Annotated in this window: 20 protein-coding genes; 5 read left to right on the forward strand and 15 right to left on the reverse strand. The window is 52.0% G+C overall.

Going from position 1 to position 23,693, the window contains the following annotated elements; genetic code table 11:
* The first annotated feature begins 40 nt into the window (after positions 1-40).
* From ccrud_RS12075 to ccrud_RS12090, 4 genes are all read left to right on the forward strand, one after another.
* A complete protein-coding gene (locus ccrud_RS12075) occupies positions 41-1,933 on the forward strand; it encodes an FAD-dependent monooxygenase (RefSeq protein WP_066568088.1) in 1,893 nt (630 codons plus the stop codon).
* 250 nt (positions 1,934-2,183) lie between these two features.
* Positions 2,184-4,058 (forward strand): MFS transporter, encoded by a 1,875-nt coding sequence (locus ccrud_RS12080; RefSeq protein WP_245670266.1) that lies wholly within the window; start codon positions 2,184-2,186, stop codon positions 4,056-4,058.
* A gap of 38 nt (positions 4,059-4,096) precedes the next feature.
* Entirely contained in the window at positions 4,097-5,926 is a 1,830-nt protein-coding gene (locus tag ccrud_RS12085; protein WP_066568090.1) for a hypothetical protein, read from the forward strand.
* A gap of 10 nt (positions 5,927-5,936) precedes the next feature.
* The gene (locus ccrud_RS12090; protein ID WP_066568093.1) at positions 5,937-7,910 is read left to right on the forward strand and encodes an acyl-CoA synthetase; all 1,974 of its coding nucleotides are present in this window, start codon (positions 5,937-5,939) and stop codon (positions 7,908-7,910) included.
* A gap of 83 nt (positions 7,911-7,993) precedes the next feature.
* Here the strand turns inward: ccrud_RS12090 and ccrud_RS12095 are convergent, their stop codons facing one another.
* The 15 genes from ccrud_RS12095 to dacB form a co-directional block, all read right to left on the reverse strand.
* Positions 7,994-9,448 (reverse strand): DHA2 family efflux MFS transporter permease subunit, encoded by a 1,455-nt coding sequence (locus ccrud_RS12095; protein WP_066568096.1) that lies wholly within the window; start codon positions 9,446-9,448, stop codon positions 7,994-7,996.
* 116 nt (positions 9,449-9,564) lie between these two features.
* The gene (locus ccrud_RS12100; RefSeq protein WP_066568099.1) at positions 9,565-10,518 is read right to left on the reverse strand and encodes a DUF559 domain-containing protein; all 954 of its coding nucleotides are present in this window, start codon (positions 10,516-10,518) and stop codon (positions 9,565-9,567) included.
* Between the two features lie 307 nt (positions 10,519-10,825).
* Positions 10,826-12,406: a lysine--tRNA ligase gene (gene lysS / locus ccrud_RS12105; RefSeq protein WP_066568101.1), complete on the reverse strand. Its 1,581-nt coding sequence runs from the start codon at positions 12,404-12,406 to the stop codon at positions 10,826-10,828.
* 49 nt (positions 12,407-12,455) lie between these two features.
* Positions 12,456-13,256, reverse strand: coding sequence for a pantoate--beta-alanine ligase (locus tag ccrud_RS12110; RefSeq protein ID WP_066568103.1), 801 nt, complete (start codon positions 13,254-13,256; stop codon positions 12,456-12,458).
* Positions 13,253-13,801 carry a 6PGD fold domain-containing protein gene (locus ccrud_RS12115; RefSeq protein ID WP_157776024.1) on the reverse strand — a complete coding sequence of 183 codons (549 nt, stop codon included), beginning with the start codon at positions 13,799-13,801 and terminating at the stop codon, positions 13,253-13,255. The genes ccrud_RS12110 and ccrud_RS12115 overlap by 4 nt, the downstream gene beginning before the upstream one ends.
* A gap of 89 nt (positions 13,802-13,890) precedes the next feature.
* A complete protein-coding gene (locus ccrud_RS12120; RefSeq protein WP_066569918.1) occupies positions 13,891-14,670 on the reverse strand; it encodes a DUF6779 domain-containing protein in 780 nt (259 codons plus the stop codon).
* Positions 14,671-14,680: 10 nt separating this feature from the next.
* On the reverse strand, positions 14,681-15,148 hold the full coding sequence (locus ccrud_RS12125) for a DUF3180 domain-containing protein (protein WP_066568109.1): 468 nt from the start codon (positions 15,146-15,148) through the stop codon (positions 14,681-14,683).
* A gap of 17 nt (positions 15,149-15,165) precedes the next feature.
* The gene (gene folK, locus ccrud_RS12130) at positions 15,166-15,645 is read right to left on the reverse strand and encodes a 2-amino-4-hydroxy-6-hydroxymethyldihydropteridine diphosphokinase (RefSeq protein WP_066568118.1); all 480 of its coding nucleotides are present in this window, start codon (positions 15,643-15,645) and stop codon (positions 15,166-15,168) included.
* 8 nt (positions 15,646-15,653) lie between these two features.
* Positions 15,654-16,037, reverse strand: coding sequence for a dihydroneopterin aldolase (folB, locus tag ccrud_RS12135; protein WP_066568124.1), 384 nt, complete (start codon positions 16,035-16,037; stop codon positions 15,654-15,656).
* Positions 16,030-16,884 carry a dihydropteroate synthase gene (folP, locus tag ccrud_RS12140; RefSeq protein ID WP_066568126.1) on the reverse strand — a complete coding sequence of 285 codons (855 nt, stop codon included), beginning with the start codon at positions 16,882-16,884 and terminating at the stop codon, positions 16,030-16,032. The genes folB and folP overlap by 8 nt, the downstream gene beginning before the upstream one ends.
* Positions 16,884-17,489: a GTP cyclohydrolase I FolE gene (gene folE / locus ccrud_RS12145; RefSeq protein ID WP_066568128.1), complete on the reverse strand. Its 606-nt coding sequence runs from the start codon at positions 17,487-17,489 to the stop codon at positions 16,884-16,886. Before folE ends, folP begins: the two co-directional genes overlap by 1 nt.
* A complete protein-coding gene (gene ftsH / locus ccrud_RS12150; protein WP_066568130.1) occupies positions 17,467-19,974 on the reverse strand; it encodes an ATP-dependent zinc metalloprotease FtsH in 2,508 nt (835 codons plus the stop codon). The genes folE and ftsH overlap by 23 nt, the downstream gene beginning before the upstream one ends.
* Before the next feature lie 149 nt (positions 19,975-20,123).
* Positions 20,124-20,708, reverse strand: a complete 585-nt coding sequence (gene hpt / locus ccrud_RS12155; RefSeq protein WP_066569921.1) for a hypoxanthine phosphoribosyltransferase — start codon at positions 20,706-20,708, stop codon at positions 20,124-20,126.
* A gap of 54 nt (positions 20,709-20,762) precedes the next feature.
* Complete coding sequence (gene tilS, locus ccrud_RS12160; protein WP_066568132.1) at positions 20,763-21,707, reverse strand: tRNA lysidine(34) synthetase TilS; 945 nt, start codon at positions 21,705-21,707, stop codon at positions 20,763-20,765.
* Entirely contained in the window at positions 21,708-22,991 is a 1,284-nt protein-coding gene (gene dacB, locus ccrud_RS12165; protein ID WP_066568135.1) for a D-alanyl-D-alanine carboxypeptidase/D-alanyl-D-alanine endopeptidase, read from the reverse strand.
* 188 nt (positions 22,992-23,179) lie between these two features.
* Between dacB and ccrud_RS12170 the strand changes: the two genes are divergently transcribed.
* Positions 23,180-23,656, forward strand: coding sequence for an inorganic diphosphatase (locus ccrud_RS12170; protein WP_066568136.1), 477 nt, complete (start codon positions 23,180-23,182; stop codon positions 23,654-23,656).
* The last annotated feature ends 37 nt before the right edge of the window (positions 23,657-23,693 follow it).

Below are 23,693 nucleotides of genomic sequence, written 5' to 3' on the forward strand. Positions count from 1 at the left end.
CCTTCCGTGAATCAGATAAAACCCCTGGAAAGGACCTGACATGCAGTTTCACTACGATGGATACGCCACTGCTGACCCAATGGAGATGCGCGCAGAAGGTAGCGGAATCAACCGCCCTGAGTCTCTTCCTGAGGTCATGGATGTACTGATTGTTGGTTCCGGTCCAGCTGGCACAATCGCAGCAGCCCAGCTCTCCCGCTTCCCTAATGTAACCACTCGCCTCATCGAACGCAGCGATCGACGTCTGGAGCTGGCCAACGCTGATGGTGTGCACTCCCGCACCATTGAAACCTTCCAGGCATTCGGTTTCGCCCACGAGATCCTTGCCGAAGCTCATGAAATCACTGATATGGCTTTTTGGAAGCCTAATCCGGATAAGCCGAGCGAGATTATCCGTGACAACAGCACCCGCGAGCTGCCACAGCACATCAGTGAATTCCCCATGGCTCTGCTCACCCAGACCCGCATCATTGACCACTTCAACCGGTTCATGAAGAACTCTCCAACCCGCATGGAACCAGATTATGGCTACGAGTTCGTGGATTTCGAGGTTGCAGATAACGCAGACAACGAGGAATACCCAGTCACCGCAACACTTCGTCGCACAACTGGTGAGCAGACCGGCGAACTTGTCACAGTCCGCACGAAGTACCTGGTCGGCGCCGATGGCGCACGCAGCCAGGTGCGTAAATCCTTGGGATACCGACTCCAGGGCAAGCAAGCCAACCATGCATGGGGTGTGATGGATATCCATGCAAACACCGAGTTCCCTGATGTGCGCAAGAAGTGCACCATCAAATCTGACTCCGGCCGCACCATCCTGCTCATCCCACGCGAAGGCGGTTACCTCTTCCGCCTCTACGTCGACTTGGGCGAAGTACCCGATGATGGCAGCAAGGCAGTTCGCGATACTCCGCTTCAGGCTGTCATCGATACTGCCAACCAGATCATGGCTCCATTCACCCTCGATGTGAAAAACGTTGTCTGGAACTCCATCTACGAAGTGGGCCACCGCGTCGCTGATCATTTCGATGACCGCGTCTCAGAGAAGACCACAGGTGAGCATCCACGCATCTTCATCGCCGGCGACGCCTGCCACACCCACAGCGCTAAGGCTGGTCAGGGCATGAATGTGTCTATGCAGGACGGATTCAACCTGGGCTGGAAGCTTGGGCACGTAGCCAGCGGAAACAGCCCACGCGAACTACTTCAGACCTACGCTGAAGAGCGCGAAGACATCGCCTACAAGCTCATCGAATACGACAAGAACTGGTCAACGCTCATGGCCAAGCCAAGCAGCGAAATGGGCAGCGCTCAAGACCTCGAAGATTTCTACCGCGCAAACTCCGAATTCAACGCGGGCTATATGACCCACTACCCGCCTTCCTCTATCACCATGGAAGGAACCAACCAGGACCTGGCAAAGGGCTACCCAATTGGTCGACGCTTCAAGTCCGCGATGGTCGGTCGAGTCTGCGACTTCACCGAAACGCACCTCGGCCACCAAGCAACTGCCGACGGACGTATCCGCACCTATGTCTTCGCAGGAAGCGATGCACCCAACGGCGAAGCTTCTGAGCTAAACCGCTGGGCAGAATGGGCAGAACAAACCCTCGACCCAACGCTCGTGGATGCCAAGGTGATCTACCAGAGCCCGTACACTGAGCTCGATCTCCGCCAAATTCCTTCCGCATTCAAACCGGAAGTAGGCATCTTCGGACTAACGAACGTCGAAAATTCCTTCGGCATCACCGCAGATTCAGACATCTTCGACAGCCGCGAAATCTCCCGCGATGGTGTTGTAGTGGTAGTTCGCCCAGACCAGTACGTATCCGGTATCTTCCCGCTAACCGATACCGCAGGACTAGAAGATTTCCTCACCGCCTACTTCCCTAACTTGAAAGGTGCTCCCCAGCTAGTAGCAACAAACTAGGTTTCAGCTGTGAAGACGCCCAACCCTTTGTGGGTTGGCCGTCTTTATGGCTTTTTAGTTAGAGAGGAACCATCTCTGAGCAATTGATAGTTCTCCCATTAGAAAAAATTTTAAGATTCTGATAGATTTTGTTGCTCTGTGGCTCATTAGTCACAGCAGCTTGCGAAGACACGACACGAGGGATATCACGGAGATCTCCTGACACGGCACCGCCGATGAGCTGATTTTAAAGCCGAACTGTCAGGAAAAAATGTCTCAATCTTCGATGCCTCCTGCGCATCCCAAAAACTATACGTGGATGATTGCAGTTGCAGCAGCCGCCGCGTTCCTTGCAACATTCAATGAAACTTTCCTCAATGTGGCGTTCACGCCGATCATGCAGGATTTCAACGTTGATGTAAACACTGTCCAATGGTTGACCACTGGTTATTTGCTAGTTGCTGCAGTGTTTGTTCCTGTGTCAAATATTCTTTATCATCGCTTCCCCACTCGGCCATTGTTCGTAGCCGTTGTGGCGCTTATGCTGCTTGGCTCCATCGTCGGTGCCTTAGCGCCTTCTTTTGGTGTGCTTCTTTTTGCGCGTCTATTTCAAGCCATTGGTACAGGTTTGCTCACCCCGATCGGCATGAATATTACTTTGGCTGTGTCCCCGCGTGAAAAGTTGGGACTCAACATGGGCATCATGGCTGCGATGACCACACTTGGGCCGTCTCTGGCGATCGTTTTGTCTGGCGTTCTGTTGACCATCGCGCCGTGGACCACATTGTTGTGGGTCTTTGGCGGTTTATCGCTGTTGGTCCTGCTAGCTGGCGGGTTTGCGTTGCAAACGGTTGCTGCTTTACGACGTCCAGTTCTGGACATCATTTCCTTCTTGCTGGTAGCAATCGGACTAGTCGGCATTCTTTATGGTGTTTCCGCAGCATTTGGTGGTGACACTCTCTATGCGGGTATCTCCGTTGTCATTGGCATTGCTGCCCTGTGGATTTTTGCTATTCGCCAACAACGCATCGAACATCCGCTGCTTAACCTGAGCCCATTTTCCAATAAGTCCTTCGTGCTTGGTGTCTTGATGACCATGCTTGGCTTGCTCTTCGTCTTCGCCATGAATGTTGTCATTCCATTGTTCCTGCAATCTGGGCATCAGATGGATCCTTTGGGCGCCTCACTTACTCTCGCTCCAGGTATCTTGCTGACAGTAATCATGGGGCCTATCGCTGGTCGACTCTTTGATCGCCACGGTGGACGTTGGTCCATTCCTCTTGGATTCTTGATCATGGCAGTATTTGTCACCTTCGTTGGCATTGCCGCTGGGTACTCCTCGATTCTGTTGTTTGGTGTGCTTTATATTCCAGCTGTTTTAGCAACTGCACTGGTCATTGGACCTTCTCAAACTTTTGCACTCTCCCAGCTCGACCGTGAAACTAGCTCGCACGGCGTTACTATTGTGTCCACGGGTTTCCAAATTGCAGGTTGTGTTGGTACTTCGCTAGGTGCCGGCATCTACGGTGCGGTAAGCGCTGGAAACACTGATTTTGATTCCCTTCTTAGTGGCTTCCACAGTGCTGTGGCATTGGTTGTGATTACGTCCTTAATCGGCATTTTCTTGGCATTCTTGGCGTACCGTTCCGCAAAGACAACTCCGGTGAAGTCGACTGGGAACAACTCCCTGGAATCCATCATGAAGACTGATGTGTATACCTTGTCTTCTGATGATTCAGTCCTGGATGCTCTTAAAACATTCACTGAGCGCAGTATCTCTGGCGCACCAATTCTTCACTCCGATGGGTCGCTTGCAGGGTTCCTTTCAGACGGTGATGTCATGCGCTATCTTTCCGCTACATACCCTTCTTCTGCTTCGATTTACTCATACGCGATCGGTGGCAATGACGACCTGGATAAAGCCATGTCTGAACTGGCAGAGCTCAATGTCATGCGACTAGCCACTCATGATGTTCTCACCATCGATGTGGAATCCTCGATTGCTGATGCCATAGCCGCGCTATCGGATGCACACATCAAAAAGGTTCCAGTGCTTCGTGGTAAAAATGGCCCAGTAGTGGGCATCGTTAATCGCTCTGCGATTAACCGTTTGGCGATTGGCAACTACCTGAAGGCGACGGCGTAGGGAAGCGTCGAGAAGCATCTTGAAGTAGTTTCGGGGGTATGCGTTCTTTTCAATCGATCCTTGACCTGCTGAATTCTGCATCATTGGTAGCCAGCAAAATTGTGCTGGAGCGTGTGGAGAAACAGCGGTCACATGGATCTGAATGGATGATGTATCCGCCATTTCATCCGTGGGCTTCTCAGAAGCCACTCATGGTTGAACGCAAGGGCCTAGAAATGCGTGTGAGCAGGGGCAGCGTCGATATCCTTCGACGCATTCCTGGTTCGCGATGGGAATTTAGTGCTGGATATCCAATTCCGGTATTTCACCCCAACCACAAAGTCGAAGTTATCGGATTAACCAGCTATTTCATGGATTCCAAGACGTGGCTATCCGAGTTAGGCGGACTAGATCCTGCCGATATCGCGGAAGAAACACACGCTGATCGGCCTGTTTTAATTCTCCCATTGCGCCATGTCACGCTGAGCATCGATGCAGAACACGGCATAGTTTTAGCTGCAGAAAATACCAATGAGCGTGTGCACGCCGTATCAGTAGAATTTTTAGACAACTGGGAATCCCCACAGTGGTCAGGGGAAGTATCAGTTGTAGAACAAGAACCTCTTGAACAACCAGAGCCCGCAAACCCCAGCCCGCTTGTGATGCCCGATGCTCCGAGTGCTGCCCGAAGTCTTCGTGTGCTGTGTCCGTGGGGATCTGTTCCTGACAAACAAATTGGTAATCAAATTGCACTATTTTTGTCATTCGAATTAGACGAACCACCACATGAACAGCTCATGACAACTCGGCGCGGATACACCGAACCTGGCGAACTTTATAAAGACTTCCGAACCTACACTTTTCATTCCGACGGCTGGAATGCCTTAGTCTCCACAAAGAAACCACTCCGCCGGGAAGAAAACCTCACCGGATACTTCACACACTCTAGCTACTCTGACATCAACTATCGCACATATGCAGTAATCACAGCCATCTATCGCCATGGTTCAGACGCAATAATCGACGTCACCCTCGACGGCGCACAGCCCCCAAAATTTCAGGAACCCCTCGAACAAAACAGCACAAGCACCTGTGACGGCGAGACCTTCTGGCTTTCAGATACCGGCCTGCCTTATGTCCAAGGTTTCCATGTGGACACTGGTGAACTTATCCATGAGATACCAATCCCTACTTTCAGGGATATTCAACTCGAAAAAGGCAACCAAGCTCGGGAAATAAAGAAACATTGGGCAGGTGGTGTTATCGACTACGACGGTACAACCTGGGAACTTCCCCACCTCAACGAGGTCACCGAAACCAAGCCAAATATTCCAGCCGGTTGGAAACTACAACACAGCTTCGGCAATAATTTCCATGCACTCAAACACGAGAGCTTATTGTCTGCAGGCACAGAATCTTTACACCAAGCAATCTATAGATCCGAGCCTTCCTGCCTCGTTGAACTGGATCTTGGATTTTTGGAGATCGATTCAATCTTGCACTACGGAGAAAAAATTTATCTTCGCACCATCTCCCACTTCATCACCTTCACCACAGACTTGGAGATCCTCAGCGTTGAGGTGAAAGGCAACCCCGATATGCTTTATTCTCCGCTGTCAGATCTTCCACCTGGAACAACACCCGGATTGGCACTTCGGTACGACTCCCTTGTCGGTTTCCGCGAAAAAGACAATGTTCACGCCTTCCACGATCCAGAAACAACAGAGAAACTTACCGTTGCTGAGTTCAATACCCGCAGCTCAATAGTTGAATATGCCTCACGCACTAAAATTGTCATTTCGCTAAAAAATCCAAAGAACATGCTTATCGACGCCTTGTTCGTGTGGGAACCGCACCTGGGATGGCATCAGCGACAGCTAGCGCGTTAGCCTTGGGCTCATGGACTCCGTTGAGCACGTATTAAACCTAATCCGTCGTGGTGCAGAAACCACCGTGAGTATGCATTTCCAGGCCACACAGACGCAGAATTTTGCCCAACATTCTGGTGGCCTAAAACCAGCAACATCAATGATGACATTTATCAATCCGAATGGCCTGCACATTCAACGCAGCCAGAATGGGTTCCATATACAGCGAGATGGAGTCGATGTCCTACGCGGGGCAGACACTACGCGGTGGAAATTCGGGGAAAAAGATCGTCCATATGTTGTGGATAGTCTCGATTTGAGGATTCTTGGTGGTACCAACCTGCTTATCAATCCCAATGATGCAATTGCAGAAATGAGCCTATGGGATCTCGATCCTTCTCTCATCACAGCAGGAAAAATTGCAGAGTGTGATACCTGGGTAATTCCAACTGCTGCTCATCTATTTAAAGATGATGAGGAACATCCACAACAAATTGAGATCGATGTACAAACTGGTGTCATTCTTGCCATCAAAAGCCATAGACAGAACATCCAAGCTATATCCGTGGAATTCCCATCACATCTAGATAACCCCGCGTGGGCGGGACCAACCATGCCGATTCCTGAGTATGCAAAATCGACTTTGCCTGCCACAATTCCACATCAAATTACTCAACTACCACCACAATCTGAGAATCCTCGAAATCTCAGAATATTAGTCACCATGGATGCTGTTGAAGGCGTTATCCCACGTTATCGGATTGGACAAACAATACTCATACCCCTTGTTTTTGAACGCGAAGTTCAGCCTCTGCCAGGTCTAAAAACCACCCGACGTGCCTGGGTGCGACATAGAGCTGACAAGACCATCGATCAGGTATGGCCTATCGTCATCACTGGTGACGGCTGGGCAGCAAGCTCTTTTTCGGATTCTCCCTTAGGCTACGAAGCAGAATTGCAAGGTTGGTTTTGCTACAGCACATGGGGGTCCGAACAACTTTGGAACGATCTCAAGATCGAACGCATCTACGCTGGAGTTGGCTCTCTAGGGCAAAGCGGTCATGGACAACGGTGGCAAGAACTCACTGATACCACCGATGCATATGTACAAGACGAAATTTACTTGCTTGAAGTAATACTCGATGTCACCCTCGACGGAGCAGTTTCACCACCACTGCAACCGCTGCAATTTCACCGTGAGAGTACGCATATAGAAAATAATCATCTCTGGGTACTCGGAGAGCAAGTACCTGTACTGCGCTGCTGGGATCTTGAAAGCGGAAAATATCTTGGGCAAACTTTCGTCCCTATTCCATCCGCACACTCCCCTCAGCTCCAATTCTCACCAGGAATAATCCACGACTTTAAACACTCTTGGCCATTAGTCCCCGGTATGCGAGTTCTCTCAGATGTACAAAATTGGGATGCTTTCCAGGAAGAATCTGCTATAAAACCCACCGTTCCTGCACCCTGGAAAATAGTGGAAAGCTATCCTGATGGACTTTATGCCTTGGCTGCGTCTACAGAAACTGGAGAACGCATCGCGCTTGGGCGAAGGACTTCAACAGGACAATTCGACATCTGTCCAATTCGCAACGATGGATACAAAATCTTCCATGCAGCTCGCATAAAAGACCAATACCTAGTGCAATTCTGGGACATGACAGTAATGCTAGATTCAAATTTTCATATCTTATCTTCCGAGGAACTCCACTTATGGTCAGAAAGTGAATCGTGGTTTACCACCAAGGGGATAGCTGTAAAATTCACCAAAGATACGAAAATAATATTCTTAAATCAAGATTCAGGAATCGAAATAACCAGCTGGAATACACCAGAAGACCATTCCACAACGGTTGAAGTTTATTCGCCTACACACTTTGCAGTCTTGGTTACACCACCTAGCACCGACGAACTCCTGAGACCTATTCCATCCTTTATCTCGGTGTTTCAACACGGACGATGGACTGACAAAAAATTCGAGCAGGCTCCTCTAGAGATCTAAATCCTTGACAGTCATAAATCGCTTAAGCCCCGCCGGCCTTGGAGGGCGGCGGGGCAGGGAGGCGTCGAGAAGCATCTTTGTGCTTAGTGGCTTTGAGCCTCTTCTTCCTCAACGCGAGTAACAAACAATGAGGCAACCAGCGCGAATACCGCAATAATTGCACCCGAAATGAACGCCACCTTCGTTCCAGCAGCCACTGCCTCAGCCTGTGCAGTTCCGGCAGACACCGCGATTGAGGTGCCGAAAGACAGCGCCGCAATCATGATCGCAGTACCCGCTGCACCAGCAAGCTGCTGCAAAGTATTCAAAATTGCGGAGCCGTGGCCGTACAAATACTTAGGCAAAGCGCCCAAAGCGGTGGTCATCAGTGGAGTCATCATCAAACACATGCCAATGCTGAAGACCACATGCAGGGCCACAACCATCCACACTGGGGACTGCTCATTGAGGAACGTCAAAGACCAAGCCGCCACAGTCAATGCAATAGCACCCGGGATCAGCAGCGGGCGTGGGCCCACCTTGTCATAAAAACGGCCGATAAATGGGCTAATCAAACCCTGGATCAAACCACCCGGCATGACTACCAGACCCGTGACCAACGCTGTAACACCAAGGGAAGTCTGCAGGTAAATAGGCAGAACCATGACAGTTCCCAGCATCGCGCCGAAAGCCAAAAGAATCGCTGCGAGGGAGAAACTGAAATTCCTCACCTTAAACGGACGAAGATCCATCAACGCTTTATCTTGCTTTCCGAGCTTCACCTGGCGCAGACCAAAGATCACAAGCGCCACGACGCCGACGATAATCGCCACGATTCCTGTAGTTCCCTCACCAGCAAGAATTGCGCCGAAAGAACTGAAACCATAAACCAAACCGCCGAAAGCGAAAACCGACAAAATCACAGAAAGAATATCCAACGGAGTGATCTTGGTTTCGCCAATATTTTTAATGAGGAAAGAGCCAATAATCAGTGCCAAAATAACAATTGGCAGCATGATCCAAAACAGCCAATGCCAGGTCAAAGAATTAAGAATAAAACCAGACAGTGTTGGGCCAAGCGCTGGAGCCACAGAAATCACAATGGAAATAATGCCCATCATGGAACCACGACGCTCAGCTGGCACAACAGTCAATGTGACTGTCATCAACAAAGGCATCACCAATGCGGTGCCGACGGCCTGAATGATACGAGCACCAAGAAGAATCGCAAACGTTGGTGCAAGCGCTGCAAGCAACGTACCCGCAGTAAAGAATAACAACGCAGTGACAAAGATTGTCTTGGTAGAAAAACGATCAAGCAAATAACCAGTAGTTGGAATAACCACAGCCATAGTCAACATGAACCCGGTGGTCAGCCACTGTGCCGTAGTTTCCGGCACAGCGAAATCCTCCATGATGGAAGGCAACGCAACCGACAAGATCGTTTCATTTAAAATCATGATCATCGCAGAAATCACGAGGATCGAAAGAACAATAACGACCTCCCGCGGCAACTTCGAAGCCACCGGAGAGGTCTTAGTATTAATTTGAGAGTCCATAAATGGCAGTTTTGGCCTTTCACAGCACGACTTTGTGCGGAAACTAAACAATGAGAAAAACTACTAAAGAGTGCCATATGACCAGTCATTAAGCAAACTCTGTTTCGGGTCGCTGATCATGCCGCAATTTTTAGATGTTCCGGTGGTTCTTGCTGCAAAGTTCGCGTCAAAATCTCAATAAACTCACACTCCTGCCCAGGAGACTCATCCAATTGTTTCGGATCAATTCTCAACACTGCGAAACCTTGGTTCGTGAAATACTTTTCGCGCTCACGCTCAGCAATCAACATCTCATTGAGCTCTGGTGCATCATATTTCGAGCGACCATCAATCTCTATGATGATCCAATCATTAATGAGGAAATCCACCAGAAAATACTTGCTATGTGATCGATCGAAACGGGCTTGAACTTGTAATTTATGAATCCCTGTCAGTTTGGCCTCATGCAAAATCAACCTTGCTCGCGTCTCCTGCGCACTATCTGAATTGGGAATCGACAACTCAATTGCCCTCCGATACGCCTTCACGCCTCGATGACGTGGAAATCCTTCTGCACTGTGCAGCAGTTTTTCTTGCGTAAGTGACGGATTCTGCCTTCTCGCCGAATCAATTGTGACAACAGCCGCCACTACACCATCTTCTAATGCAATATCCAAAAATGTGCGGAACGCCCCTGTGACTCTTATACCGTGAACCTCCCGAATATCACGAGGCGAAAGGTAATGATTCTTATACTTCATTCCAGCAGGCCAGCGCTTAGAAGATTTTGCACGTAACCGTTCTGGCAACAAGCACAAGACTGTTTTCTCAATACTTAAAGTCTGATATCCCCATAATCTTGCTGCTGATTGTCCCGCTATTACTGCCTTATCCACAGTCATACCTACTGCAAAAGCACGAGCTGCTGCTTTATCCCACGGTAGAAGGCTTCGATACCTTGCAGTATCCATTGCGACTTCATGGGTAAGTTTTGTCATTTTTCCGTTGCTGATTGCTTCGGGAGTTTCAGCATCGCTGTGAGGGATTTTCGTGAGGTTGATCAATTTGAATTCTTGTTGCCAATTTTTCATGGCTTCACTATGAATCCAAAACCAGAAGTATCCAAGTGCCTGCTCCCAGAAAAACCAAAAACCTGTGGATAGATGTTTCTATCCACAGGTTTGGGAAGTGCTAGAAGAGACAGACTCTTGGAATGTGCTAAAGAGCGACTTCACGTATTCAACTTCTCATGTTCGACTTCAGTCTACTTTTTCGAAAAAGTCTATTGAAGTCGAACATGAGAAGTTGAGCGTGAGAAGTCGTTCCCGTGAAGTCGAACTTCAAGGCCTCAAAAGGCCAAGGCGGGTTCCTGAAAAATACTCTCAGGAACCCAAACCCTTATTTCTGTTCTGGCTTCACCATTGGGAAGAGGACAGTTTCGCGGATTCCAAGGCCGGTGAGGGCCATGAGGAGGCGGTCGATACCCATGCCGTTGCCGGAGGTTGGTGGCATGCCTTGTTCCATTGCGGTGAGGAAATCTTCGTCGAGGACCATTGCTTCTTCGTCGCCGTCTGCTGCGAGGCGAGCTTGGTCTTCGAAGCGTTCGCGCTGGATGACTGGGTCAACGAGTTCGGAGTAGCCGGTTGCTAGTTCGAATCCGCGGACGTAGAGGTCCCACTTTTCGGTAACACCTGGCTTGGAGCGGTGCTGGCGGGTGAGTGGTGAGGTCTCTACTGGGAAGTCTTTGACAAAGATTGGGCCGTAGAGCTGGTCTTCGCAGAGGAGTTCCCAGATTTCTTCGACTAGTTTACCGTGGCCCCAGCCGCCCTTTTCTGGGACTGCGAGGCCGATGACTGCTGCGATTTCGCGGAGCTGTTCAACGGTGGAGTCGATGGTGACTTCTGGTTGGCCTGGGAATTTGCGCGCCAATGCTTCGTTGAGGGATGGGTACATCTCGATGACTTTCCACTCACCGCCGAGGTCGTATTCGGTGCCGTCTGCGAGGGTGACCAGGGTGGTTCCGAAGACTTCCATGGCGACTGCCTGGACGAGTCCCTTGATCAGCTGTGCGCCGGTTTCGTAGGTTCCCCAGGCTTCGTAGGTTTCGAGCATGGCGAATTCTGGGGAGTGGGAGGAGTCTACGCCTTCGTTGCGGAAGTTGCGGTTGACTTCGAAGACGCGCTCGATGCCGCCGACGACGCAGCGCTTGAGGTAGAGCTCAGGAGCGATACGGAGGAAGAGGTCGATATCGAGAGCATTGGAGTGGGTCTCGAATGGGCGTGCTGCGGCACCTCCGTGGAGGGTCTGCAGCATTGGGGTTTCTACTTCGAGGAATTCTTCGCCTTCGAGGTAGTGGCGTAGTGCACGCATGACTTTGATGCGGGTGAGGGCATTGTTGCGAGCCTGTTCACGCATGATGAGGTCGGTGTAGCGGTGGCGGACGCGGGTGTCTTCGCTAAGATCAGCGAAGGCCACTGGCAGTGGGCGTAGGGATTTGGACGCCATGTGCCAGGAGTCAGCCATAACGGAGAGTTCGCCACGCTTGGACGAGATAACTTTGCCACGGACAGAGACGATATCGCCCATGTCTACGTCGGCTTTCCATGCCTTGAGGGAATCTTCGCCGACTGCTGCGAGGGAGAGCATCGCTTGGACGGTACTGCCATTGCCTTCTTGGATGGCTGCGAAGCAGAGTTTGCCGGTGTTGCGTACGAACATCACGCGGCCTGCGATTGCGACCTCAACATCGGTTTCTTCGCCTACTTCGAGGTAGGTTACGCCTTCTGTGCGCTCTTCCAAGTCTTCGGAAATGACGACGTACTGGGAGCGCAGCTCTGTGATGGAGATGGTGCGGTCCACTTCGACCGGGTAGGCGTCCAATCCACTGTCCAGAATGCGCTCGCGCTTTTCGCGACGAATTCGCAGCTGCTCAGGCAAATCGGCGGAATTATTTTTGGAAGTGGGATTGGAGTTAGTCACGATTTCCTAGGGTAGTCGAAAGGTATGCGAACTGGGTAAACCGGGGATATCAGCCTTCGATGTTTTTGAAGCCGATGCCGAGTGGAAGGCCCACATTGTCGTGGAGCTGGATTTCGCCGAGGGTGATGGCGGCGAAGAGGCGGGCGTCGCCAAGTTCTGGGGCTGGTCCAAGGTCTAGACCTCGGATTTCTACATAATCTGGGGTCACGCCAGCTGCGTGGAGAACTTGCGTCACGGTGTCAATCACGACAGTTGCGCCATGTTCTGCGGAATGCGCGCCGGCGGTAAGGGCTGCTGCCAGGCTCAATGCAGTTTCGCGGACTTCTTCCGGGACAGACACATTGCGCAAGGAGATTGCTAAACCATCTGGCATGCGCACTGTGGGAACGGAATGCAGTTTTACTGGCATGTGCAGATCATTGAGTGCACGCTGAACAGAAACAACCAGCTCATAGTCTTTTTCGCCCAGCACAACATCGGTGGCACCAGTAATACCCAGCATGCCAAGCACACGAGTTACTTCTGCGCCCTGCGGGTTAAGGGAGGGGCCACCGGATACTTCCATGCGGATGCCGTGAGGCCATAGAGTGGCGGGATCGAAGGGGAAGATGGCGTCGATAAGCTCTTCCTTGAGGCGCGCATGATCAGCTTCTGGGCCTGAATAAGACACGATGACCACCGCACCGGGGATGCGTTTTGCTGCGCGGATAAGCGCAATATGGCCAGCGTGCAGACCATTTCCCAGTGGAACAAGAACCACTGGTTTGCCAGTTTTGCGCAGGGCGCTGCCGAACATGCGAATGTGTTCGACAGTCTCAAAAACTTTGCCCTGACCATGCGTGAAGCTCAACGGTTCTCCTTTTGTGTTGCCCACTGTGCCATATCCCGGAAGAGCTGCTTCCTGTTGGGGTCTCTTATCGCATCATAGTGGCTCAGATCAGGGCGGAGCGAAACCTCGGCACCTCTCACAAGGTCATCGGCTATTTGTATATCGCCGAGGAATTCGTTCAGGTACGACGTGGCATCAAAACGCAGACTAGCGAGCATTTTCGCATAGGCTAATGCTGCTGCCAGCTCTGGGCGCTGCGCATCGGTGATCTCAATTATTGAGCCACCCATTTCGCCGACTAGCAGACCAACGATGGTCTCCCCCAGCTCATCTACCGAAGAAACAACCCAGCGGTCCTGCCCAATCGGGTGCGCCGACATCACGATGCCTCCCGCGGTCTCCAGCGGATCCATGACGGTGATGTTGTGGGTGAGTGAGGTATGCAGGAACATCTGTCCTCGGTGCGCAAAAGCAGCAAGCTTTTCGACGAACCCCTCCACGTTGTCAGACTCTATAACTATGAGTTCATAGTCTTCGATCTCCTGTGGATCGTGCAGGAGGGTCACGTGGTGTCCTGCTAAATCCAGTTTTTCAGGTACATCGGTTATATGCGTAACATCTGCAAAAAAGCCAACGCGAAGCCGTGGAGCTTGCACTATTCTTGTTCCCGCTTTCGTGCTGCTGCTAGTAGTTCCGCAACGCTCAAACCGCCGCGTTCATCTTTGCGTCGGCGTCCGCCACCTTCATCAGGGGCTGCGTGCCTGCGCCTTCTTCTACCTGTGGTTGGCGCTTCTTCTACTTCAACTTCAATTGGTTCAGGTACAGGAATCGGCTCTGCAACTGGTGCTGGCGCTGCCACAGGCTCTGGGATAACAGGTACTTCTGGAATCTCAGGTTCTGCAACTGGCTCCGGGGTGACAAACATCGCTGGAGTCTCGACTGGAGTTTGTTCCACCCGCATTTGCTGTGATTCCAATTCCAATACTCGACGAGCTTCAGCCCGCAGCATTGTTGGTTCATAGCCCCACTCGCGGCCAGAGAGATCAGACAGTTGGGTACGCAGCTCTTCCAGCTGAACTTTGATATCCTGCAGGGTTTTTTGATCCTGCGCGCGCTGGGTTTCAGTCTTGTCTACTTTGGACTGCAGACGTTCTGCTTCTAGTCGGTTGAGTTCAGCTTGGTGCGCAAGTTCCAGAGTTTCCTTTTCTTGCGCAGCAGCATCTACTTGTTTGCGGGATCGATAAACTAGGAAAAATCCAATGATCGCCGCCCACAGTGCAGCAAGCAACGCGATCTTCATCGCGCCGTCACTATCAGCCAAGAGCATGATGACACTGGCAATCAATGCGAGTCCGATGAGGGCAGCTAATAGGATCTGTCCACGATCGACAGAATTGCCGTCGCCGGAATCCTCGTGTGACAGGTCTTGATTCATGTTTTCCAATCTAGCTGATCGTTTCTCCAGATTGTGGAGGCGGTGCCTCACAGCTTTTTTCTAAATATACTCCGGCAGCTGATAAAGCGATTCCGCCCAGCGCACAGGCTATTACTCCAGGAAGATCTGCAGAAGCAGCCGACAACTCGCCGGCGCGGGGAATGACAAAACTACTGATGCCAATGTAAATTCCGCCGAAAATCGCACCACCCCATGCACATGCCCGTCCCAGCATGGCTAAAAAGGCAATGGTCATGGGATTCATTTGGGTTTTGTCTTGGCCGATGAGCCCTTCGTCCACACGCCCTTGAATCTTCACACCGGCTACTCCACACACCACCGCTAAGAGCCAAAAGGTGATGGAGACAGTCAGTGGGATGGTGCTCATGGATCCATAAAAACGCCACGTCAAAATGGCAGAGACTGCAGCGAGAAAACCACCCGTTGCGATCAACCAGCCCGGTGACGTTTTTTGCATGAGAAACCCAAAGCTCCTTAAATTTTGGTGACACCTTCGATGTCAGTGGGATCAAGATTATCCACATGTTCGGCAATGGTGGTGCCGTGTAATACTGCGTCAGGTTCTGCTTCCAGCCAAGGCAGCAGCACGAAAGCGCGCTGCCATGCCCATGGATGTGGCAGGGTCAGTTCGGGATCTTCGGAAAGGATCTCTTCCCCATTGTTGATGATCTGCACAATATCCACATCTAGGGTGCGTGGACCCCATTTGCGGACACGAACTCTTTCGGCTGCTTCCTCGAGATTTTGGCCCCGGCGGAGCAGCTCAAGTGGGGTGCCTTCTACTTCCACTACCAGCACTGTATTGAGGAATTCATCTTGATCTTCAATGCCCCACGGTGGTGTGGAGTAGATCGAGGACTGTGCCACGATCTCATCTTTGAATTCTTCAATCACTGTGTTGAGCAGTGCATAACGATCGTCCATATTGGAACCGATCGATAAAACAGCATGCATTAGACCTCCTACTTTCCTGCGTTCATGGATTTCCGGGAGCGCCTAGCAACCACTGCGACATCGGCAAAGGTGCGCGGGATCGGAGCTTTTGGCTTATGAATGGTTACTTCCACAGCGTGAAGCGCATCGAAGGTCGCCATCACAGTATCTGCAGATTCCGTGGCCACAGTTTCGATGAGATCTCGTGAAGGACCCTCCACGATATCTGCCACCAAAAGTGCCAACGCGCCATAGTCTACGGTGTCGGAAAGATCATCGCTGGCACCTGCAGCAGAGAAATCCATCCAACAGGTGACATCCACAATGAAGGGCTGTCCCTGTTCTTTTTCAAAGTCAAACACACCATGGTGCCCAAAGCACTCAAGGCCTTTAAGCTCAATGCGATCAGCCATTGTACGTTCCTCCACTTCGCCACAATGCGGCAACATCAACTGCGTCTCGGGAAACTGGAACATCGTGCACGCGCACACCCCATGCTCCCATGTGTGCGGATACCGCAGTCACTGCTGCGGTGGCGGGATCTGCATCAATTGGGGTGACTTCAAGTCCACGTTCTTTGCGCACTCCGGCTAAGAATCGTTTGCGGGATGCACCCACCAAAATCGGGAAAGGTCCAGCAATAAATTCTGGTAAAGCTTGCAGCAAACTCCAGTTATCTTCTTTTGTTTTTGCAAAGCCTAAGCCTGGATCAAGCACGATCTGGTCTTCTGCCACACCAGCTGCGGTAGCGCGTGCCACAAGATCATCTAAAACAGCGTGTACATCGGTGACAACATCTCCGCCGTGATCTGCTTGGCCGGCGGCATCGCCAAACTGCACGGTGCGCCAATGCATCAGGCATACCGGAATTTTGGCATCTGCCATCACAGAGAACATATCTGGATCGGCCAAACCTCCGGAGACATCATTGATCATGGAGACACCAGCTTTGGCTGCTGCTTCTGCCACAGATGCTCGCATGGTGTCTACCGAAGTATGGATTCCGGCGTCGTGAAGCGCCTGGATGACCGGCACTACTCTGTCGCGTTCCAGGGCTGCGTCGACGCGCACTGCTCCGGGGCGAGTGGACTCGCCGCCGACATCGATCATGTCAGCGCCAGCAGCAACCAGCTCATGAGCATGCGCAATGGCCTTGTCCACGTCGATGTACCTGCCACCGTCAGAGAAGGAATCCTCAGTGACATTGACGATTCCCATGACCAAACAGCGTCCCGGGATGGTCAAAGAGGAGACATTCATTAGCGTCCCCGAATCAGGGAGAACACCTCAGCGCGTGAGGCAGCATTGGTTTTAAAACCGCCGCGTACCGCAGAGGTAGTGGTCACCGCACCAGGCTTACGGATGCCGCGCATTGCCATGCACAGGTGCTCAGCTTCAATCACCACTGCAACAGCCTGAGCATCAAGCTTGTCGACAAGTGCATCCGCGATCTGTGAGGTCAACCGCTCCTGCACCTGTGGGCGCTTGGCATACATATCTGCCAAACGCGCAAGCTTGGACAGTCCGGTTACCTTGCCAGATTTTCCTGGGATATAACCGATGTGAGCCACTCCGTAAAATGGCACCAAGTGGTGTTCGCACATGGAGTAGATAGGGATTTCCCGTACCAAAACCAGCTCTTCGTGGCCTTCGGAGAAGGTCTTTTCCAGCACGGTTGTTGGGTCCTCGTGAAGGCCTGCAAAAGTTTCCTTGTAGGCCCTGGCTACACGAGCTGGGGTTTCCAAAAGACCTTCACGGTCTGGATCTTCACCCACAGCGATGAGTAACTCACGAATCGCAGCTGTTGCGCGCTCCTCGTCGAACTCGCGAACTGCAGCGTGGTTATCCACGGTTGTCTCCTTCATTTTCCGGATTATCGTTCAGACCCTCCGCAGGCTTCTCGGATTCATCAGCATGAGTAGCCGGGCTGTCTTTCACCACTGGAATTTCAGTGGTTTCAGAAGCATCCAAAACTGACTTTCGAGGAGCCTTTTCTGGGTAGTCCGGACGTTCATGATCTGGCAGACGGAATCCGATCATTTCGGTTGGGGCTTCCTGAGAGAGGTTACCTGGAGTGTGTTCCTCGCCTGTTGATTGGTCCATCAGTTCCGCATCACCAAAACCGTATGCCTTCATGCCTGGGTGTTCGCCAGAAGCATAAGGGTTTGGACGTGCACCTGGTGCTGGAGCTCCAGCATCTGCCACCTGCTCTTCAAAACCTGCACGGTGCTTGCCTGCAGAACCTGGCACGCTCCAATCAGCTGGAGGTTGCGCACCATAAGAAGGAGTTGCTGGTGCTGCGGCAGCATCAGAGTTAGCTGGCTGCACCGGTGCGTTGCCCTGTGCTTCCAATTCCTTGCGGCGACGCTCACGGGTAGCGCGGGATGCTTCCAAGATGGAGAACTTCTTCGGTGGTTCTTCGCCACGTTCCAAAGCGAGCTCCACTGGAGTTTTCACTGGCTCACGGTTTTCCTGGCGTGGGAAACGTGTGGATTCATCTGGGAATACTTCAGAGACCTTGCGTGGCACGATGTCATCGAAAAGTTCTTCGAGATCTGGGCGGCGCAGGGTTTCCTTTTCCAGGAGTTTTTCTGCCAAACGATCCAAGTGATCGCGGTATTCAGCCAGAATGGAATAAGAAATCTCATGTGCCTTGTCCAGGAGGAACTGCACTTCGGTGTCAATGGTTGCAGCGACTTCCTGGGAATGGTCCAGGTTTCCGCCGCCGCCTCGGCCAGAGAATGGATCGCCTTGTTCTTGGCCATATTTCACCATGCCCACTGCAGGTGACATGCCGTATTCAGTCACCATGCCACGGGCAATCTTGGTGGCCATTTCGATATCGGCAGAAGCACCAGTGGTTGGTTCACCGAACACGAGTTCCTCGGCAGAGCGTCCACCCATGGCGAATACCAGACGAGCGAAAAGCTCATTGCGGTTGTACATGCCCTTGTCATCTTCTTGGGCTGTCATTGCATGTCCGCCGGTGCGACCACGAGCAAGAATGGTGACCTTGTAAACACGTTCAATATCTGCCAAGGCCCATGCAGACAGAGTGTGTCCACCTTCATGGTAGGCGGTGACCTTCTTTTCCTTCTCAGAAATGATCTTGCCGGAACGACGAGGCCCGCCAACCACACGGTCAGTTGCCTCTTCCAAAGCATCCGCGGTGATCACATTGCCACCCACGCGAGCAGTCAACAGTGCTGCTTCATTGAGCACATTGGCCAGGTCGGCACCAGACATGCCAGCAGTGCGCTTTGCCAAAGATTTGATATCTGCATCTGGTGCAAAAGGCTTACCCTTAGCGTGGACTGCCAGGATCTGCTCGCGTCCACGAAGATCAGGGTTGGTCACTGGGATCTGGCGGTCAAAACGGCCCGGGCGCAGCAGCGCTGGATCCAGCACATCAGGGCGGTTGGTAGCAGCCATCAAGATAACGCCTTGGCGGTCTCCGAAGCCATCCATTTCCACCAGCAGCTGGTTCAGGGTTTGTTCACGCTCATCGTGTCCGCCGCCCATTCCTGAGCCACGGGCGCGACCAACTGCATCGATCTCATCGACGAAGATGATGCACGGGCTGTTTTCCTTTGCCTGCTTGAACAGATCACGCACACGCGATGCGCCCACGCCAACGAACATTTCTACGAAATCGGAACCGGAAATGGAGTAGAAAGGTACTCCTGCTTCACCGGCAACAGCACGAGCCAGCAAGGTTTTACCAGTGCCAGGAGGGCCGTAGAGAAGCACACCACGTGGTATCTTCGCGCCGAGTGCCTCATAGCGGGAAGGATCTTCCAGGAAGTCCTTGATTTCGTGGAGTTCATCCACTGCTTCTTCAGCACCTGCAACATCTGCGAAGGTGTTGGTAGGCATGTCCTTGGTCAGCTGTTTGGCCTTCGAGCTGCCGATGCCAAACATGCCGCCACCCTGCATGCGGGTGAGGAAGAACATGAGTAAGCCGAAGATAATGACCATCGGCAAGATGAAGCTCAACATGGACATCAGGAAGCTGTCCTGAGTCACGTTGGTGGTGTAGGAATCAGTTTCTGCTGATTCCACCTTCTCAAATATTACCGGCGCGGTGCGAGCTGGATACTTGGCGATGATTTCCTCAACGCCTTCACGCTCTTCCACGGTAATTGGATCACGCAAAGTCAGGCGGACACGCTGTTCCCTGTCATCGATCTGAGCTTCGGCAACGTTTCCGGCATCAAGCTGTTCCATCGCAATGGAGGTATCTACCTCCTGGAATTTCCTGGTGTCGCTGCTAAACAGGGACACCAAAAACAGCACGATGAGGACTACGGCTGCAACTCCGCCGATCTGCAGGTATTTCTTGTTCTTCATACGCAGTGGCCATCCGGCTCGATTAAAGCCGTTTTGCCCGTGCCTTTCTCGGGATCGAAATGGGGTTAATCTTTGAGAGGTTTAAAAGCTAGACAACAGGTCAAACGATTGAGAATCCAAAAACGTTCCCCTGCCGCTAGCTTTATCTCCTAATCGGAGTAAACGCTAGGCTCCAGGGTGCCCACATATGGCAGGTCACGGTAGCGCTCAGCAAAATCTAGGCCATAGCCCACAACAAATTCATTCGGAATATCGAATCCGATGTCAAACATGTCGATGCTGGTGGTCAAGCGCTCTGGTTTACGTAGCAAAGTGACCACGTTCAAAGACTTAGGATTGCGGTTTTTCAGGTTGCGCATGAGCCAAGACAGGGTCAGGCCGGAATCGATGATGTCTTCCACGATGAGAACATCGCGACCTTCGATTTCCTTATCCAGGTCTTTGAGGATGCGCACCACGCCTGAAGATGAGGTGGAGTTTCCGTAGGAGGAAACAGCCATGAATTCAGACTGGGTAGGAATGTCAAGCATGCGGGAGAAATCGGCCAGGAAGTAGAATGCACCCTTGAGCACACAGACCAAAATGAGGTCATCTTCTGCATCTTTGAACTCTTCGGAGACGCGCTTGGCCATCTCGGCGATACGCTCTTTGAGCTTGTCTTCACTGATCAAGACGGATTCGATATCGGCACCATATGGGTTGGTTGGCACATCGAAGTTCTTGTGGTCGGCCATTTCTACGTTATTGCTCATCGGTGCGTTCCCCTTATTGTCATCTTGGTTTGGGTGTCAATCGGTGATCTTAAGCTTGCCACTTTGACGCACCACTTCCAACCTTCCGGCATCGCTCTTACCCACGGCGACGCCACCCTGTCCGTGCCAATCGCTCAGCAATCGGTCTACCGCGTCGATTTTCCGCGAGCTCACAGCGATTCCGTGTCCCCGCAAAAAATCCGCCAGCATGCGCTTTCGCAGGCCGGTAGGTTCCGCAGCTAATGCGATAGGGAACCCGTCTTGCCACTCATGGCGTCGCTTTTCGACGTCGCCTTCCACCACTTCGGCATCCTCCACAGCGCGTCGCGCTGCAAGTGCTAATCCAGGTACAGGGTCACCCCCGTGGACTTCTGCGAGCAGAGGAATCACTTTATTCCGGATAGATACCCGGCGGAAAGCATCATCAAAATTTTGTGGATCTTGCCATGGCGTCAAGCCTAATTCTGCGCATGCCCCATGCGTGTGCGCACGTCGCACGCCTAAAAGGGGGCGAATAACGGATAGCTCGGGGCGTCGAAAAGCATCCTTCATACCTGCAGGATTACCCCGCAAGCCGCCGAGAAGATACGTTTCTGCCTGATCATCCATGGTGTGGCCCACCCAAATTTCATCGGTGAGCTGGGAAAAGGAAGCATATCTCGCCTCACGAGCCGCTGCTTCCATCCCCTCCCCCGGCGAGACTTGAATGCTGTGCACCTGCGCATGAGCACCCATGTGGCGGGCCAGCGCAGCGGCATTTTCCGCCACCGCACGAGAACCTGCCTGCAGATTGTGGTCAATACACATGGCGCTGACCTGCACCCCCTCTGCCAAAGTGGCTGCCACCAAAGCAAGTGAATCCGGACCGCCAGATAAACCAATATGTACATGATCATGCAGATACGGACGCACAGCTTTGCGCAGCTCTAGAAAATTGGGACTCATCCGAGGCAGGACAAGTTCACCAATCTTCGCCACCACTTAAAAATCCCTCAGCAGCGAAGCCATCTCATCCAAAGCTGCACGCGCAGGCACAATAGCGGCATCATTAGAGACAAAGGCAAAAGTAAATACCCGTCCCGACTCTGAAGTCACCACACCCGCAAGCGCCGAAGTATTGGTCAATGTGCCAGTTTTTGCACGCACCCAACCAGCACCCGAGAGGTCTTCATAGCGTTCTTCCAGCGTGCCATTTCCGTGCGCAATAGGTAGAGAACTCAACAACGAACGCAACTCCGTCTCTGTTGCAGCACGCGTCAAAATATCATCCAACAAGCGCGGGGTAATGAGATTATCGAAACTCAAACCAGAGTTATCCACAATGGACACACCGCTGAGATCCAAACCTTTGTCCTTGAGGATATCCAGTGTCATCTGCGCAGTGCTCGCCGAATCAGTAGGCAATCCCTTCGATGCAGCAACTTCCTTTGCGATGCCCTCCGCCATCACATTGTCAGAATCCTCCATCATACGACCCAAGCGCTTTTCCAAAGTTTCAGATTCCACACTCGCCAGCACCACGCCTTCAGCAGCGGTGCCTTCGCCTACCTCTGTGGCTCCGATGCGATCAGCCACAGCCTTCGCCACATCTAATGCCGGAGTATGTGACCGTGGCAGATCACCTTCTGCCCCACCAATTCGAGCAGATTCAATCATCGCAGGCTCCACCTTTGCGATATAACCTGCATCAACATCCACTGGATCCCAGGTACTAGCGAAAGACTCATCCGGCCAAATGGACGTATCAATTAACACCGTATTGATGTCCTGGCCCTCAAGCTGTGTCGCCAAATCATCGAGCTTTTCCTGGCTCAACGTGACATCGCCACCAGCTTTAATCACCACTGTGCCAGGCTGCGCGCCCTCAACTACTTCCGTAGCAATGGTGTCATCGCGACCCAACTCATACAACGCCACCGCAGCAGTCAAAATCTTCGTCGCCGAAGCTGGACGCACCGCAATGCCCTGGTTTTGTTCCCACACGATCTCACCAGATTCCACGTCCCTGGCAACTCCCACAAAAGTCCCCAAACGTGCATCTGCAGCCTGGGTGTCTAATTGCTGAACCAAAGCAGAGAAATCTGGAGTTTCTGTTGCATCCGGATTAATCGCTGGAGAAAACAGCGGAGCTGGCATCTCCACAGACATCGGTTCCGGATGATTCAATCCAAAACCAGCCTGGTTCACCCACACTCCACCACCAATGACTGCCCCCACGGCAATCAGCACACCTACAGACGAGCCCACCCACCAAGCATTTTTCATGGGCCCTCCTTTAAAAGCATCGACAGAACTCTCACCTTATATTGTCCGCTATCTCTAGCTAGAACCTCACTCGCAGTTTCGGCGAATTATTCCCCCATCCTTGTGCTATTCCTGCCGTTATTTCACAACACGCTAGAATTCAATATCAGTCAACTAATCCGACTCGGAACCTGAGAAAGAGGACTTCAATGAGCATCGAAGTAACCGTCGAAATCCCTAAGGGATCACGCAACAAGTACGAAATCGATCACGAGACCGGCAAGGTCTACCTCGACCGCTACCTGTTCACCCCAATGGCATACCCACTGGACTACGGATACATCGACCACACCCTCGGCGAAGACGGCGACCCATTGGATGCACTTGTCATCCTGCCAGAGTCCGTTTTCCCAGCTGTTGTAGTTAAGTCCCGCATCATCGGCGTCTTCAAAATGACCGACGAAGCTGGCGGCGACGACAAGCTCCTCACTGTTCTCGACGACCCACGCTACGACCACATCCAGGACATTTCCGATGTCTCTGATTTCCTCAAGGATGAGATCGAGCACTTCTTCGTCCACTACAAGGACCTGGAAAAGGGCAAGCACGTTGACGGTTCCGGCTGGGGCGACAAGGCTGAGGCTGAGAAGATCCACGTAGAGGCAATCGACCGCTACAAGGCATAAGTCTTTTGTAATTTAAAAGCTGCGCACCCTTGATTTC

It is taken from the genome of Corynebacterium crudilactis, assembly GCF_001643015.1.
In the GTDB taxonomy this organism is placed as follows: domain Bacteria; phylum Actinomycetota; class Actinomycetes; order Mycobacteriales; family Mycobacteriaceae; genus Corynebacterium; species Corynebacterium crudilactis.

Coding starts and splice junctions, on each gene's coding strand:
- folK (WP_066568118.1), bottom strand. CDS start 15,645: ATGCATGCTGTTTTATCGATCGGTTCCAATATGGACGATCGTTATGCA.
- ccrud_RS12100 (WP_066568099.1), bottom strand. CDS start 10,518: ATGAAAAATTGGCAACAAGAATTCAAATTGATCAACCTCACGAAAATC.
- ccrud_RS12125 (WP_066568109.1), bottom strand. CDS start 15,148: ATGCAAAAAACGTCACCGGGCTGGTTGATCGCAACGGGTGGTTTTCTC.
- folP (WP_066568126.1), bottom strand. CDS start 16,884: ATGAATGTCTCCTCTTTGACCATCCCGGGACGCTGTTTGGTCATGGGA.
- ccrud_RS12085 (WP_066568090.1), top strand. CDS start 4,097: ATGCGTTCTTTTCAATCGATCCTTGACCTGCTGAATTCTGCATCATTG.
- ccrud_RS12080 (WP_245670266.1), top strand. CDS start 2,184: ATGTCTCAATCTTCGATGCCTCCTGCGCATCCCAAAAACTATACGTGG.
- dacB (WP_066568135.1), bottom strand. CDS start 22,991: ATGAAAAATGCTTGGTGGGTGGGCTCGTCTGTAGGTGTGCTGATTGCC.
- ccrud_RS12090 (WP_066568093.1), top strand. CDS start 5,937: ATGGACTCCGTTGAGCACGTATTAAACCTAATCCGTCGTGGTGCAGAA.
- ftsH (WP_066568130.1), bottom strand. CDS start 19,974: ATGAAGAACAAGAAATACCTGCAGATCGGCGGAGTTGCAGCCGTAGTC.
- ccrud_RS12095 (WP_066568096.1), bottom strand. CDS start 9,448: ATGGACTCTCAAATTAATACTAAGACCTCTCCGGTGGCTTCGAAGTTG.
- ccrud_RS12120 (WP_066569918.1), bottom strand. CDS start 14,670: ATGAATCAAGACCTGTCACACGAGGATTCCGGCGACGGCAATTCTGTC.
- ccrud_RS12075 (WP_066568088.1), top strand. CDS start 41: ATGCAGTTTCACTACGATGGATACGCCACTGCTGACCCAATGGAGATG.
- folE (WP_066568128.1), bottom strand. CDS start 17,489: ATGAAGGAGACAACCGTGGATAACCACGCTGCAGTTCGCGAGTTCGAC.
- ccrud_RS12170 (WP_066568136.1), top strand. CDS start 23,180: ATGAGCATCGAAGTAACCGTCGAAATCCCTAAGGGATCACGCAACAAG.
- folB (WP_066568124.1), bottom strand. CDS start 16,037: ATGGCTGATCGCATTGAGCTTAAAGGCCTTGAGTGCTTTGGGCACCAT.
- hpt (WP_066569921.1), bottom strand. CDS start 20,708: ATGGCCGACCACAAGAACTTCGATGTGCCAACCAACCCATATGGTGCC.